General features: G+C 70.5%; 14 protein-coding genes. 9 read left to right on the top strand and 5 right to left on the bottom strand.

The window, feature by feature from the left end; genetic code table 11:
* Window positions 1–24 precede the first annotated feature (24 nt).
* Together JOD95_RS02455 and JOD95_RS02450 are read left to right on the top strand one after the other, a co-directional pair.
* Window positions 25–456 (top strand): flagellar hook assembly protein FlgD, encoded by a 432-nt coding sequence (locus JOD95_RS02455; protein ID WP_209682772.1) that lies wholly within the window; start codon window positions 25–27, stop codon window positions 454–456.
* Window positions 457–545: 89 nt separating this feature from the next.
* Window positions 546–1727: a flagellar hook protein FlgE gene (locus JOD95_RS02450; protein ID WP_209682769.1), complete on the top strand. Its 1182-nt coding sequence runs from the start codon at window positions 546–548 to the stop codon at window positions 1725–1727.
* A gap of 106 nt (window positions 1728–1833) precedes the next feature.
* On the opposite strand, the gene JOD95_RS02445 is transcribed toward JOD95_RS02450, so the two are convergent.
* Window positions 1834–2886, bottom strand: a complete 1053-nt coding sequence (locus JOD95_RS02445) for a BLUF domain-containing protein (protein WP_209682767.1) — start codon at window positions 2884–2886, stop codon at window positions 1834–1836.
* 345 nt (window positions 2887–3231) lie between these two features.
* On the bottom strand, window positions 3232–3621 hold the full coding sequence (locus tag JOD95_RS02440) for a MerR family transcriptional regulator (RefSeq protein ID WP_209682764.1): 390 nt from the start codon (window positions 3619–3621) through the stop codon (window positions 3232–3234).
* Between the two features lie 290 nt (window positions 3622–3911).
* Between JOD95_RS02440 and JOD95_RS02435 the strand changes: the two genes are divergently transcribed.
* Window positions 3912–5060: an MFS transporter gene (locus JOD95_RS02435; RefSeq protein ID WP_209682761.1), complete on the top strand. Its 1149-nt coding sequence runs from the start codon at window positions 3912–3914 to the stop codon at window positions 5058–5060.
* Between the two features lie 43 nt (window positions 5061–5103).
* Here the strand turns inward: JOD95_RS02435 and JOD95_RS02430 are convergent, their stop codons facing one another.
* Window positions 5104–5484, bottom strand: coding sequence for a MerR family transcriptional regulator (locus JOD95_RS02430; protein ID WP_209683378.1), 381 nt, complete (start codon window positions 5482–5484; stop codon window positions 5104–5106).
* A 187-nt stretch (window positions 5485–5671) separates the two neighbouring features.
* Here JOD95_RS02430 and JOD95_RS02425 point away from each other — a divergent pair, with 187 nt between their 5' ends.
* The 4 genes from JOD95_RS02425 to JOD95_RS02410 all read left to right on the top strand — a co-directional run bounded on the left by JOD95_RS02425 (window position 5672) and on the right by JOD95_RS02410 (window position 8576).
* Window positions 5672–7192, top strand: coding sequence for a SulP family inorganic anion transporter (locus JOD95_RS02425; protein ID WP_209682758.1), 1521 nt, complete (start codon window positions 5672–5674; stop codon window positions 7190–7192).
* A 149-nt stretch (window positions 7193–7341) separates the two neighbouring features.
* Window positions 7342–7545, top strand: a complete 204-nt coding sequence (locus tag JOD95_RS16135) for a LacI family DNA-binding transcriptional regulator (protein WP_066654131.1) — start codon at window positions 7342–7344, stop codon at window positions 7543–7545.
* 157 nt (window positions 7546–7702) lie between these two features.
* The gene (locus JOD95_RS02415) at window positions 7703–8149 is read left to right on the top strand and encodes a GNAT family N-acetyltransferase (protein ID WP_209682755.1); all 447 of its coding nucleotides are present in this window, start codon (window positions 7703–7705) and stop codon (window positions 8147–8149) included.
* Window positions 8150–8153: 4 nt separating this feature from the next.
* Window positions 8154–8576 (top strand): NUDIX domain-containing protein, encoded by a 423-nt coding sequence (locus tag JOD95_RS02410; RefSeq protein ID WP_209682752.1) that lies wholly within the window; start codon window positions 8154–8156, stop codon window positions 8574–8576.
* Between the two features lie 20 nt (window positions 8577–8596).
* On the opposite strand, the gene JOD95_RS02405 is transcribed toward JOD95_RS02410, so the two are convergent.
* Window positions 8597–9139 (bottom strand): hypothetical protein, encoded by a 543-nt coding sequence (locus JOD95_RS02405; RefSeq protein WP_209682750.1) that lies wholly within the window; start codon window positions 9137–9139, stop codon window positions 8597–8599.
* A gap of 104 nt (window positions 9140–9243) precedes the next feature.
* Between JOD95_RS02405 and JOD95_RS16810 the strand changes: the two genes are divergently transcribed.
* Window positions 9244–10266, top strand: coding sequence for an App1 family protein (locus JOD95_RS16810; protein WP_209682747.1), 1023 nt, complete (start codon window positions 9244–9246; stop codon window positions 10264–10266).
* A 123-nt stretch (window positions 10267–10389) separates the two neighbouring features.
* Here the strand turns inward: JOD95_RS16810 and JOD95_RS02395 are convergent, their stop codons facing one another.
* Complete coding sequence (locus JOD95_RS02395; protein ID WP_209682745.1) at window positions 10390–11229, bottom strand: helix-turn-helix domain-containing protein; 840 nt, start codon at window positions 11227–11229, stop codon at window positions 10390–10392.
* A 158-nt stretch (window positions 11230–11387) separates the two neighbouring features.
* On the opposite strand from JOD95_RS02395, the gene melA reads away from it, so the two are divergent.
* Window positions 11388–12818 (top strand): alpha-galactosidase, encoded by a 1431-nt coding sequence (gene melA, locus JOD95_RS02390; RefSeq protein WP_066654137.1) that lies wholly within the window; start codon window positions 11388–11390, stop codon window positions 12816–12818.
* Window positions 12819–12876: the final 58 nt, after the last annotated feature.

Below are 12876 nucleotides of genomic sequence, written 5' to 3'. Positions count from 1 at the left end.
CGGACACGAGAAGGAGACCACACCATGCCCCTCGACGGCATCACCGGCTCGGTGGACGCTGCCACGCAGGCAGCGGCGATCGCCCAGACCGCCGGTGCGAAGAAGTCCCAGACGATGGACTCGGAGGTGTTCATGAAGCTGCTCGTCACGCAGCTCCGGAACCAGGACCCGTCCTCGCCGATGGACACCAACCAGATGATCAGCCAGCAGACGCAGCTCGCGACGATGGAGCAGATCACCAACCAGACCACGACGGCGAACGAGAACTTCTCGCTGCAGATGCGGATCGCCGCCGCGAACCTCGTCGGGAAGCAGGTCAGCTACACCGACGCGAGCACCGGGACCGCGGTCTCGGGCACCGCCACCGCCGTGTCGTACGCGAACAGTGTGCCGACCGTGACCGTGAACGGGAAGGAGGTCGACCTCGACGTGATCTCCGGTATCAAGCCCGCCTGACCCGCGGCCGCGCTCCTCGTCCCCCTCCTGTTCGTCCTCCCTCCACGAGTCTTCCCTCCACGAGTCTTCCTTCCACGAAAGGTCGCACCATGCTCCGCTCCCTCTACTCCGGCATCTCCGGTCTCCGTTCGCACCAGCAGATGCTCGACGTCACCGGCAACAACATCGCCAACGTCAACACCGTCGGCTTCAAGTCGTCGACCACCGTCTTCCAGGACACCCTGTCGCAGATGACCCAGGGTGCCGGAGGACCGCAGACCGGCCTCGGCGGCACGAACCCCGCGCAGATCGGCCTCGGCGTGCAGGTCGCCGGCGTCTCCACCAACTTCGCGCAGGGCTCCGCACAGGCCACCGGCAAGGCCACCGACCTGATGATCTCCGGCGACGGGTTCTTCGTCACCCGCCTCGGCAACGACAACGTCTACTCCCGCGCCGGCGCGTTCGACTTCGACGCCGACGGTCGCCTCGTCACCGCCGACGGCAAGATCGTGCAGGGCTACTCGGCCACGAACGGTGTGGTCAACGAGGGTGGCGGCCTGACCGACATCCGGCTGCCCATCGACGCCGCAGCACCCGCGGTGCGGACCACGACGGCCGGGGTCACGGGCAATCTGCCGTCCGAGACCGCCGTCGACGCCCAGAAGGTCCGCGAGGCCACCGTCTACGGCCCGGACGGCGAGAAGCGCTCCCTCACGCTGACCTACACGAAGACCTCGGCGACGCAGTGGAGCGTCCAGGGCCGCATCGACGGCGGGACGCTCGGCCCGGCGACGACGCTGACGTTCAACACCGACGGGTCGCTCGCCAGCGGTGGCCCCGTCACCGTCGGCGGGATCACCGTCGACGTCTCGAAGACGACCGGCTACGCGTCGCTCGACACCGCGTCGATCTCGGAGCAGAACGGCAGCGCGGCCGGCTCCCTGCAGGGGTACTCGATCTCGAAGGACGGCACCGTCGTCGGGTCGTTCTCCAACGGGTCCTCGCTGGCGATCGGCCGCATCGCCCTCGCCACCTTCGCGAACCCGGCCGGCCTCGAGAAGACCGGCGCATCCGGGTACCGCGCGACCGCGAACTCCGGCCAGGCCACCGTCGGCGCACCCGGCGACCCGGGTGTGGGACAGCTCGCCTCGGGCACCCTCGAGATGTCGAACGTGGACCTGTCGCAGGAGTTCACGAACCTGATCGTGGCGCAGCGCGGCTTCCAGGCGAACGCGCGGATCATCACGACCTCGGACGAGGTGCTGCAGGAGCTGACGAACCTGAAGCGGTAGGGGAGCGGGGCGGTCGGTCGCGGCCGCGCCGTCCCTGCTCCTGCACGGTGCGGGGCCGCCGCTCGGGCCGTGGCGAACCACGGCACGAGCGGCGGTCCCGCAGGCGCTAGCGGGTCCCGGCGCCGGGCGTGTCCCAGTACGACGGCTGTTCGTACTGCTCGGACCACCCGCGACGCATCCGCGTCGCCGCGCGGTCGAACGCGTCGACGAGGTCCGTGTCCGTGGTGAGCAGCGCCTGCAGGCGGAGCCCGTCGTACAGCGCCAGCAACTGCTGCGCGCCCCGGACCGGGTCCATGGTCGCCGGCTCCCGTCCGTCGCGGACGTCCGCTGCGAGCCCGTCACGGATCGACTGCCGGAACCGCCGGTAGGTGGACCGGTGGTAGTCGGCGCCCTCCACCGTCGGGTCAGCGGCGGACGCGAGACTCGCGGCGAGGAGTTCCATGAGTGCCGGCTGCTCCGCATGTGCAGCGAGCAGGGCGTGCAGGAACGGGACGGTGCCCTTCTCCGCCATCAACGGCACGAGCGGCGCCGCGATCGTCTGCGTCCACCGTTCGACGGTCGCGGCGAGCAGCGCCCGTTCCGTCGGGAACGCCGCACGGACCTCGTCGGCGTCCATGCCCGCGCGCTCAGCGACGACGTCGAGGGTGAACCGGGAGACGCCGCCGTCGTGGAGCGCGGCGATCGCCCCGTCGATCGCGCGCGTGCGCGGTGCTTCGTCCGTTTCGGCCGTCCGGCTCGTCAGGGGTGCCAGCGGGTGCTTCCGGAACCACTCCAACAGCCCTCGCGCCCGGGTCAGGCCGAACATGGGGTCGGCTGGCTGGCTGGGGCCGAACAGGTCACTGAATCCCGGGACCTGCTGCATCAGCGGATCGAGCGGCTGGAACGCCATCGACCAGTCCGGGAACGACCGCTGGGCGACGGGCTCGTCCGCCAGGATCCGGACGTTCGTGTGCCGAGGGTCACGGCGGACCTGTTCGAAGCGGACAGCAACGGTCTCGTCGTCGCCCTCGATGATCCCGAGGCAGTTGTCACCCTTGTGCGCCAGGATGCCCGTCACCCCGAGGGCCGTGTTCTTCTCCCGCCCGACCGCGAGGATCTGCGCGAGCTCGGTGTCCGTGATCGGACGGGTCTGTGTGCTGGTGTACACGATCGAACGCATCGGTGCTGGTCTCCCTGCCGTAGTGGAACACGGTGCGCTCTCGAGTGAACTGCCCTGTCTACTGCTCCGCAACCCCCCGACCGGGCGCGGACAGTGGTCATCCCGTGAACGCCCCCGTGCAGGAGTTGCGGACCGGCCGGAGACGGGCGGGACACGGGACACGGGAAGCAGTGCCTGGCTGCAACCCGAATGCAGCCAGACACGACACCGTCCGGATCACGAGTCCGGTACGGGGACCATCGAACCAGGCCGTGAGGAGGCCCTCGAGACCCACAACGCGGGGAGAACGACCGTTCCCCGGCGTGCCTCGCTCGTCGACAGATCGCCTCGCAGGTGCTCCGGCGTTCACCGCTCGCGGAGGATCCCGAGGAACTCGTCGGCCATGCCGAGGTGCTGTTCGAGCTTCGCGCGCCGCTGCTCGGTGTCGCGGATGTACTCGTCGAGCTGCTCGCGGAGACGCGCCTGCCCGGGTCCGTCACCGACGACCTCGAGGGCGTCGACGACGGCGAGCAGTTCGGCCATCTGTTCGAGGGAGAAGCCGAGCGGCTTCATGCGACGGATGATGAGCAGCCGGGCGAGGTCGGTGTCGGTGTAGAGCCGGAAGCCGCCCTCGGTCCGGCCGGACGGGTGCAGGAGACCGACCTCGTCGTAGTGGCGGATCGTCCGGTTCGACAGGCCCGTACGGTCGGCGAGCTCGCCGATGTGCATCGTCGTCGGTGCGGCTCGCTCCGTCATCGGCTTCTCCTTCGTGGTCCTGCTGGGCTCTGGCGAGCGTAGCGCCGTCGTGTCCCCGGCCCCTGTACCAGGTATCGACAACCCTTCCGTGGCGGTAGGGTTCGGGAGTCCCCAGTGAAAGCGAGCGTGGCATCACGTCCTCCCCGAACACATCTGACATCACCCTGCCCACCCCGGGTGCCGTCCCACCGGCGGATCCGACAGCGACGCCGCCCGGCCGGACGGCGAGGGGTGTACGTGGCTGGTTGCCGTGGGTCGCGGTGATCGCTGCGGGCGGTGCCCTGTCGGTCATGAGTGCGCCGGGGCAGACGGCGGGCCTGTCGGTGTTCACGGACCCGCTGATCCGGGAGCTGGGCATCTCACGGACGGAGGTGTCGACGAGTTACCTCATCGGCACCCTGCTGGGTGCGTGCGTCCTGCCGTTGACGGGTCGAGCGTTGGACCGGTGGGGCGTCTGGCGGATGACGATCATCATCGGGGTCGCGTTCGCCGTGTTCCTCGCCGCGTTGAGCTTCGTCGCGGGGATCGTCGGCCTGACGGCTGGGTTCGTCGGTGTGCGCATGGCCGGGCAGGGCGCGCTCTCGCTCGCCGCGACGACGCTCGTCGCCCGCAGCATCGCCGACCGACGGGGCCTCGCGCTCGGGATCGCGTCAGGGATCGGCTCCGGGGGGATCTCCCTGGTGCCGGTGTTCGTCGAGACCCTGATCGCGGGCACCGACATCCACGTCGCGTGGCGGGTGGAGGCGGTCGTCGTCGCCGCGGTCGTGATCCCGATCGGATTGCTCCTTCCGCGACGTACCGCCACTGCCCAGGGCAGGAAGTCCGCGGAAACTGCCGGTGGCGGGCCGGTGTGGACGCTCCGGGAAGCGGCCGCCACCGGCATGTTCTGGACCATCGCTGCCGGGCTCGCGGTGTCCGGGATGCTCAGCACCGCGCTGGCCTTCCACCAGGTCGCCGTCCTCGGCGAGCGGGGCCTCACCCCGGGGGAAGCGGCCGCGAACTTCCTCCCGCAGACCGTCACCGGCATCGCCGCGACCCTGCTCACGGGCGCGCTGTCGGACCGCATCCCGCCGAAGTTCGGCGTCACCATCGCGATGACGACCCTCACCGGCGCACTCCTGCTGCTCCCGATCGTGCACACCGGGTGGACCGCTGTCCTCTACGGGCTCGTCCTCGGCGCCGCCGGCGGAGCCCTGCGTGGCATCGAAGCCGCCGCGTACGTCCGGTACTACGGAACGGCGAACATCGGCGTGATCCGCGGCGTCGCGACCGGGACGAACCTCGCCTCGACCGCGTTCGGACCGCTGCTGCTCGCGCTCGGCCACGAGGTCGCCGGCGACTACACCACCCCGGTGCTGGTCGCCGCGATCCTGCCGGCAGTCGTCGCCGTCGTCTCCGTCTTCGCCCGCGCCCCACGTCACCCGGCACTGCACAGCTGATCGGCCAGCGGCACGCGAGTACCAGCGGCCGCCCGCGCGCGGGTCAGTGCGCGCGGAGTTCGTCGAGGAACTCGTCGACCATGTGCAGCTGCTCCTGGAGGCGCCCTCGTCGTGTCTCAGCGTCCCGGATGAACGCAGCGACCCGCGAACGGACCGCGGTCAGGTCGACGTCGGGCTGCGCTTCGTCGAGCATCTTCACCGCGTCCACCAGGATCCCGGCCTCCCCGAGGGAGAACCCGAGCGGTTTCGTCCGCCGCACCATCAGGAGTCGGGCGACGTCGTCCTCGGAGTACAGGCGGAAGCCGCCTTCGGTGCGGCCGGACGGGTGCAGCACCTCGGCGGCGTCGTAGTCGCGGATCGTCTTTACACTCAACCCGGTGCGCTCGGCGACCTCGCCGATGTGCATCAGGTACTCGTTCGACATCGTCACGTCGTCACCCTCCACTTGCGCAACAACCCTTCCGTTGCGTTAAAGTCGAACCATACCAACCTTCCCGCGACGGAAGGGTTGGATCCGGCTGGACGCTCTGCCGCCGCCGGCCGTGCGCGATGACGCGCCCCACGACAGCTCTCGCGGGCGCAGCGCCCGCACCCCCATCCGAAGGAGACCCGTGACCACCGTCACGCAGTCGGTGCCCGTCCAGGTGCACCACAGCCCCACCGTCCTGTCCGCACTGCGGAACCCGAAGATCCTGCTCCGTGAGGTCCTGGCCGGCCTCGTCGTCGCCCTCGCCCTGATCCCCGAGGCGATCTCGTTCTCGATCATCGCCGGGGTCGACCCCCGCGTCGGCCTGTTCTCGGCGTTCGTGATGGCTGTCGTCATCTCCTTCGTCGGCGGCCGCGCCGCGATGATCACCGGCGCCACCGGAGCCATCGCCCTCGTCGTCGCGCCCGTCGTCGAGGAACACGGTCTCGACTACCTCATCGCCACCGTCCTCCTCGGCGGGATCTTCCAGCTCGTCCTCGGCGGGCTGGGCGCGGCGAAGCTCATGCGGTTCGTGCCCCGGTCCGTGATGGTCGGCTTCGTCAACGCGCTCGCGATCCTGATCTTCACCGCGCAGCTGCCGAACATCATCGGCGTCTCCTGGCTCGTCTGGCCGATCGCCGCCGCTGGCATCGCGATCATCGTCCTGCTGCCACGCCTCACGAAGGCGATCCCTGCACCCCTGGTCGCGATCGTCGTCCTGACCCTGGTGACCGTGTTCGCGTCGATCGCCGTCCCGACCGTCGGCGACGAGGGCAAGCTGCCCGACAGCCTCCCGAGCCTGTTCATCCCGAACGTCCCGGTGAACCTCGAGACGCTCACGATCATCGCCCCGTACGCCCTCGCCATGGCGCTCGTCGGGCTGCTCGAGTCGCTGATGACCGCGAAGCTCGTCGACGAGGTCACCGACACCGGTTCCCGCAAGACCCGCGAAGCCCTCGGGCAGGGCGTCGCGAACATCGCCTCGGGCCTCTTCGGCGGCATGGGCGGCTGCGCGATGATCGGCCAGACGATGATCAACGTCAAGGCCTCCGGCGCTCGGACCCGCATCTCGACGTTCCTGTCCGGCGTGTTCCTGCTGGTCCTCGTCGTCGGGCTCGGCGACGTCGTCGCGATCATCCCGATGGCAGCCCTCGTCGCCGTCATGGTGATGGTGTCGGTCGGGACCTTCGACTGGCACAGCATCAAGCCCTCCACGCTCAAGCGGATGCCGGTCGGCGAGACGATCGTCATGGTCCTCACCGTCGTGATCGTCGTCGCCACCGACAACCTCGCCATCGGTGTGATCATCGGTGTGATCGCCGCGATGGTCGTCTTCGCCCGCCGCGTCTCCCACTTCACCAACGTCTCGCGGAGCATCGAGACGCTCCCGACCGGTGAACAACACGCGCTGTACACCGTCGAGGGTGAGCTGTTCTTCGCCTCCTCCAACGACCTCATCACCCAGTTCGACTACTCGGACGACCCCGAGCTCGTGATCATCGACATGACCAGGTCGCACGTGTGGGACGCCTCCACCGTCGCCGCGCTCGACTCGATCGAGACGAAGTACCACCAGCACGGCAAGCGGGTCGAGATCCGCGGCATGAACGACGCCAGCCGGGCCTTCCACGGCCGCCTCGCCGGGAACCTCGGCGCCGGCCACTGAGGCCGCTCCGACCTCCGCCCGGCCCCGACCCGGGGCACCGAGTGAACGGGCGGAGCAGCGAGGCCGGTTCCTGATCCACCGGCTTCGCGGCGGGCACCGTCACGTCGTCCACGGACGGTGCCCGCACCTCACGTCCACGGGAGCCAGCTGTGCCGAAACCACCCACCATCCACGACGTCGCCGCCGCCGCGCACGTGTCACACCAGACCGTGTCCCGCGTCCTCAACGGCGCCACCAACGTCCGACCCACGACCCGCTCGCGCGTCGAACACGCGATCCAGGCGCTCGACTACACCCGCGATGACCAAGCCGCAGCACTCGCCCGCCGCCCGCGGCGACGGACGACCGACTGACGACGGTCCCCCCCTGACGCCCACGGCCCCTCCGGCAACTCGCCGTCAGGGGCTGTTCGTGGCTCAGCACGGTGTCGTCCGGATCGACGCGTTGCTCGTTGACCGGCGAGACGTGCGGTGGGAGGCTCGCTCGATGCGAGGGAGTGAGCGAGCGCTGATGCTCCGGCCCACCACGCCTGACGACCTCCTCGAGGTGCGGGCACTGTTCCGCGATCCGGCGTTCGAGGGATGGGGCGGGCCTGGGTTCCGGTCCGACTCGCAGCTCCGGGAGAAGTACGTGGGCGCTCGTCTCCCGGACGTCGAGTGCTTCCTCGTCGAGGTCGACGACCGAGTGGTCGGCTTCACGCAGTTGTACGCGGATGGATCGGGCGCCGGTACGGACCTCATCCTGCTGCCCGCGGAGCGTGGTGCGGGTGTCGGTCGACAGGTGGTCGAGGCCCTGCTCGAGCGGGTCCGGGCGAGCGGCAGGACCCACTTCGTGGTCGACCCGTCACCCGAGGACCGCGGTGCGGTCGCGTTCTGGCGAGCTGTCGGCTTCCGAGGCCGAGGCACCATGGCGTACCCGCTCCAGGAGACGGACGAGCAGCAGAACGTGGTGAGGTGAGGTCGTGCGCATCCGATCAGTGGCAGTCGTCGTCCGTGACGAGCGGGTGCTCGTGATCGAGCGACGCAAGGACGGGCGGAGCTACTGCGTGCTCCCCGGTGGTGGCGTCGAAGCGGGCGAGGACCTCCGTGCGGCCTGCCGCCGTGAGCTGCTCGAGGAGACCGGGCTCGACGGTCACGTGGGCGACCTGCTCGACGTCCCCGTGGAGAGCGACACACCTGCCGTGTACTTCACGGTGCGGGTGAGCTCCGCGGAGCTGTCGCTCGGAGGCCCGGAGCTGCAGCGTGCCTCGGAGCGCAACGAGTACGCCCCGACCTGGATCGCCGCGACGTCGCTCGACGACGTGCACCTCGTGCCCGCTGAGGCGGTACAGGCGGTACGCCTCGTCCTGCGCGCCACCTCGCCATCGTCCGAGCCGCTTCGGTAGCCGACCGCCCAGCGGACGGTTCAGCCGTCGGGGCTGCGCCGGGCCAGGTCGTTGCGACGGGAGAAGTCCTCGAGGGCCGCACGGTCCGGCAGGAGGACCTTCGGTCGTCCGAACTCGTCGAAGGCGTGTCGGTACCGGAGCCGGTTCGTCCTGGCGGGTCCGAGTATGAACCGGATCATCTCCATGCGGAGACGGTCGCGAGTGCCCTCCAGGCTCCCGGCGCGGTCGGGTTCGAAGAGCGTCCGGCGGACGTACCGGACGACGCTCGCTGCCGGCGAGGCATCCAGGACCACCAGGCCCGTCGCCCGCCGGAGCCGCTCGGGAAGCCAGCGGGAGTAGTTGCCGTCGATGACCCACCGATCGGTGCGCACCACCTCGTCGTGCATCAGCTCGAACTCGTCGTCCGGGCGCTCGACCCACTGTGTCCCGGGCAGGTGCCGGTACTGGTCCAGATGGATCACCGGAAGGGAACGGACTCGGCCGACGGCCGCCGCGAGGGTCGACTTGCCGCTGTTCGACGGCCCCAGGATGCAGATCCGCTGGCCGAGGTCGTCGAGGTCCATGTCGCGAGTCTTCCACGGGCACGTCGACGGTCCGGCTGCCCTGGATCGTCGGTGATCACCCGTCGGGCAGTCCCCGGTCGACCCTGCCCCCGTACGGTGGACGGGTGTCATCGTCGCTCCGCAGCCCGGGGACCTCGCGTCCGAAGCTCCTCACCGTCACGTACGTCGTCGTGACCGGTGCCCGCAAGTGGCTCGCTCGCGGACTGACGCAGCTCGGCTGGCGCCCGGCCCTGCTGCCGTACTCCGGCTACGCCGACGCGCAGCAGGGCCGTGTCCTGGCCCGGGTGGTGCTCGCGCCGGCATCGGTCGACCCGGCCGCCCGACGTGGGATCGCCGCATGGCGTCGGCTGCTGACGGTGGAGCGCCCCGACGTCGAGGTCGAGGTCGAGCTCGGCGGTACGACCACGACGGCGATCAGCGACGAGCAAGGGCTCGTGGACGTGAGCGTGGCGCTCGAGCACTCGTCGGGGTCTGCTCCCGAGGACGCCGTCCTGCGGCTGCCGGGGCGAGCGCCGACCCGTGTGCCGATCCACGCCGTCGCAGGCGGGTCACACCGGGGCGTCGTCTGCGACATCGACGACACCGTGTGGGTCACGGGCATGTCGAACCCGCTCGCAGCCGCCCGACGGACGTTCTTCGGCAGGAGTGCGACGCGGAAGGCCGTCCCCGGCATGGCCGAGCTCGTGCAGGACGTCGTCCGTGGTCAAGGTCAGCCGACGGTCGTCTACGTCAGCAACGGTCCGTGGAACTTCGCGGGGATCGCCTCGCGGTTCCTGCAGCGCAACGGGTTCCCGGCCGGCACGCTGCTCATGACGGACTGGGGGATCACGCCGACGCACTGGTTCCGGGACGGGAAGGAACACAAGCGGTCCTCCCTCCTCCGGCTGCGCGAGGACCTGCCCGACGTCTCCTGGGTGCTCATCGGCGACGACGGCGAACACGACCCCGAGCTCTACTCGGCCTTCGCCCGCGACCACCACGACGCGGTCGCAGCGATCGCCATCCGTGAGGTGCAGGAGTCCACGTCGGGGCGTGAGCAGGTGACGCTGGTGCACGGCGTGCCCGTCGTCCGGGGCCGCGACGGGAACGCGCTGCTGCCGTTGCTGCGCCGAGCGCTCGAGCAGTGACCGGCAGGACGGCGACGTGGACGACTCCACCCGGCTCCTGCGACTCCTGACCCCCGAGCAGTCGTGGACCGAGGTCGTCAGGGACGCAACACGACCGCCCGACCTGACGGGCCAGCGCGACCGTCAGTGCCTCGGGCCCTCGCGGAGTTGGGCCCGGTACGTGCCCGGTGCCGTTCCGCAGGCCCGGGTGAAGTGCGCGTAGAAGCTCGACTGCGACCCGAAGCCCGCCGCGTGCGCGATCTCCGAGATCGTCAACGAGGTGGTCGCGAGCAACCGCTGCGACTCGGCGACCCGGCAGCGCGTCAGGTACTCGAGGATCGTCGCGCCGACGTCCTGACGGAACACCGTCATCGCGTAGTGCGGGTGCAGGTGCGCCGCGGCAGCGACGTCGGCGACGTCGATCGGGTCCCGGAACCGGTCGACGACGAACCGCACCATGTCGATCACCCGGTGCATCGCGTCCGCTGTGCCGTGTCCGTCCTCGGCGCGCAGGGCGAGGGCGTCACGGTGGTGGCGGAGGAGCCGCCGGACGAGCGCCTGGGCCTCGAGGTTCGCGATCACCTCGGCGCCGTCGTCCGCGAAGTCCCGCTGCCACGACCCCAGCATCGACTCGACGTCCCGACCGGCGGCAGCCGTGGGCACGACGACGGGCCGGTTGAGGAGCATGGCGCCCAGGTCGTGGTCGGGCAGCCCCCACGCCAGGACCTCGCCGAGCGGGATGTGCACCCAGCGGAACTGCCCGGTCCCGGTCGCGTCGCCGACGAGCTGGTGGGGTGTCCACCCCCAGAAGAGTGCGATCTCCCCGGCGTGGACGCTCACGGGCGCACCGCCGAACCGGTAGTCCAGCCGCCCCTCGAGGACGAGGTTGATCTCGAGGTCGTCGTGCCGGTGCGACGACGCCATGAGCGGCGCCGGGCCGCGATGGCTCCAGTACGCCGCTTCCACCGTCTCCACGTCGAGCACACCGCGAGCCTACGACAGCGCACCGCCCGACCGGCAGGGCCGGCACCGCCCGCTCGGCCGGGCGGGCACCCGTCGGGGAGCAGCCCGTCCGAGGATCCTGGAACCCTCCCGTCCGAAGCCGGAGGACCCGGGGGAGCCTCGCTTCCTAGCGTGACGACATGACCAAGATCACCATCATCGGCGCCGGCGGCTTCGTCTTCCCCTTCCGCCTCATCGGCGACCTCGTGAGCTTCCCCGCACTGCAGGACGCGACCCTGCACCTCATGGACCTCGACGCGGGCAGGGTCGCCCGCACCGCGACGGCCGCACGCGAACTCGTGGCCCACCACGGGCTCGGGGTCGAGGTCCTCGAGACCACCGACCGGCGCGAAGCCCTCGACGGCGCCGACGTCGTCATCATCACGTTCCAGGTCGGCGGGGTCGAGTCGTACCGGTGGGACGTCGAGATCCCGCGGAGGTACGGCATCGACCAGGCGGTCGGCGACACCGTCGGCCCCGGCGGCGTCTTCCGGTTCCTCCGGTCCGTCCGCGCCTACGAGGACATCGCCCGTGACGCCCTCGAGCTCTGCCCGGACGCCCAGTTCATCAACTACGCCAACCCGATGGCGATGGCGACGGCGTTCCTCAACGCGAAGGGCCTGCGCACCGTCGGGCTGTGCCACAGCGTGCAGGGGACGACGCGGATGCTCGCCCGGACCCTCGACGTGCCGTACGACGAGGTCGAGTTCGTCAGCGCCGGCATCAACCACCAGGCCTGGATCCTCGAGTTCCGACGCCGGGGCGGCGAGGACCTGTACCCGCGCCTCCGCGAGGTCATGTCCGCGAAGCACCGGCGGGGGACCGCGGCGTCCGACCTGCACGACGACGACGGTGACCACAGCGAGGCCGCCGTCGCCGCGAGCAACTACGAGGGTGGGAACGAACAGGTCCGCACCGAGCTGATGCGGTCCTTCGGGTACTTCGAGACCGAGTCCAGCCACCACGCGAGCGAGTACGTCCCGTACTTCCGGAAGGACCCGGAGACCGTGCTCGAGTACATCCCGGAGCGCTGGGACTACTACGAGATCTGCCTCGCGCACGACGAACAGGGCGACGTGGACGCCCAGCTCGAGAAGCTCAAGGCCGACCTGTCGCCGAGCGTGGAGTACGGCGCGTCCATCGTCAACGCGATCGTCACCGGCGTCCCCGCGGTCGTGTACGGCAACGTGCCGAACAGCACGGGCGTCATCCAGAACCTGCCGTCCGACGCCTGCGTCGAGGTCGCGTGCCTGGTCGACGGCAAGGGCGTGCAGCCGACGTCGTTCGGCGAACTCCCGCCCCAGCTCGCCGCGCTCAACCGCACGAACACCAACGTGCAGACGCTCGCCGTGCGCGCCGCACTCACGGGGGACGTGGCACACGTGCACCACGCGGTCGCGCTCGACCCGTTGACCGCAGCGCACCTGACCCTCGACCGGATCGCCGCGATGACCGACGAACTCCTGCACGCGCACGCCGCGCTGCTGCCCGAGTCCCTGCGTCCGGCGTCGGCGGTCACCCCCGGTGCGCCCGCGGGAGCCGACCGGGAGGCTCGTCCCGCGCTCGTCTGACCCCGCACGCCCGGCGCGGGGCCACCGTCCCCGCGCCGGCGCGGCCACCCGTCGGGTC

Origin of the sequence: Curtobacterium sp. 1310, from assembly GCF_017834105.1 — a bacterium.
Taxonomy (GTDB): Bacteria; Actinomycetota; Actinomycetes; order Actinomycetales; family Microbacteriaceae; genus Curtobacterium.
Note: the sequence above shows the minus strand (reverse complement) of the source record. Positions and strands in the feature narration are given on the sequence as shown.

What these genes read in the sequence shown, in the direction of transcription:
- JOD95_RS02455 (WP_209682772.1), top strand. Translation starts at nt 25, where the DNA reads ATGCCCCTCGACGGCATCACCGGCTCGGTGGACGCTGCCACGCAGGCA.
- JOD95_RS02450 (WP_209682769.1), top strand. Translation starts at nt 546, where the DNA reads ATGCTCCGCTCCCTCTACTCCGGCATCTCCGGTCTCCGTTCGCACCAG.
- JOD95_RS02445 (WP_209682767.1), bottom strand. Translation starts at nt 2,886, where the DNA reads ATGCGTTCGATCGTGTACACCAGCACACAGACCCGTCCGATCACGGAC.
- JOD95_RS02440 (WP_209682764.1), bottom strand. Translation starts at nt 3,621, where the DNA reads ATGACGGAGCGAGCCGCACCGACGACGATGCACATCGGCGAGCTCGCC.
- JOD95_RS02435 (WP_209682761.1), top strand. Translation starts at nt 3,912, where the DNA reads ATGAGTGCGCCGGGGCAGACGGCGGGCCTGTCGGTGTTCACGGACCCG.
- JOD95_RS02430 (WP_209683378.1), bottom strand. Translation starts at nt 5,484, where the DNA reads ATGTCGAACGAGTACCTGATGCACATCGGCGAGGTCGCCGAGCGCACC.
- JOD95_RS02415 (WP_209682755.1), top strand. Translation starts at nt 7,703, where the DNA reads ATGCTCCGGCCCACCACGCCTGACGACCTCCTCGAGGTGCGGGCACTG.
- JOD95_RS02405 (WP_209682750.1), bottom strand. Translation starts at nt 9,139, where the DNA reads ATGGACCTCGACGACCTCGGCCAGCGGATCTGCATCCTGGGGCCGTCG.
- melA (WP_066654137.1), top strand. Translation starts at nt 11,388, where the DNA reads ATGACCAAGATCACCATCATCGGCGCCGGCGGCTTCGTCTTCCCCTTC.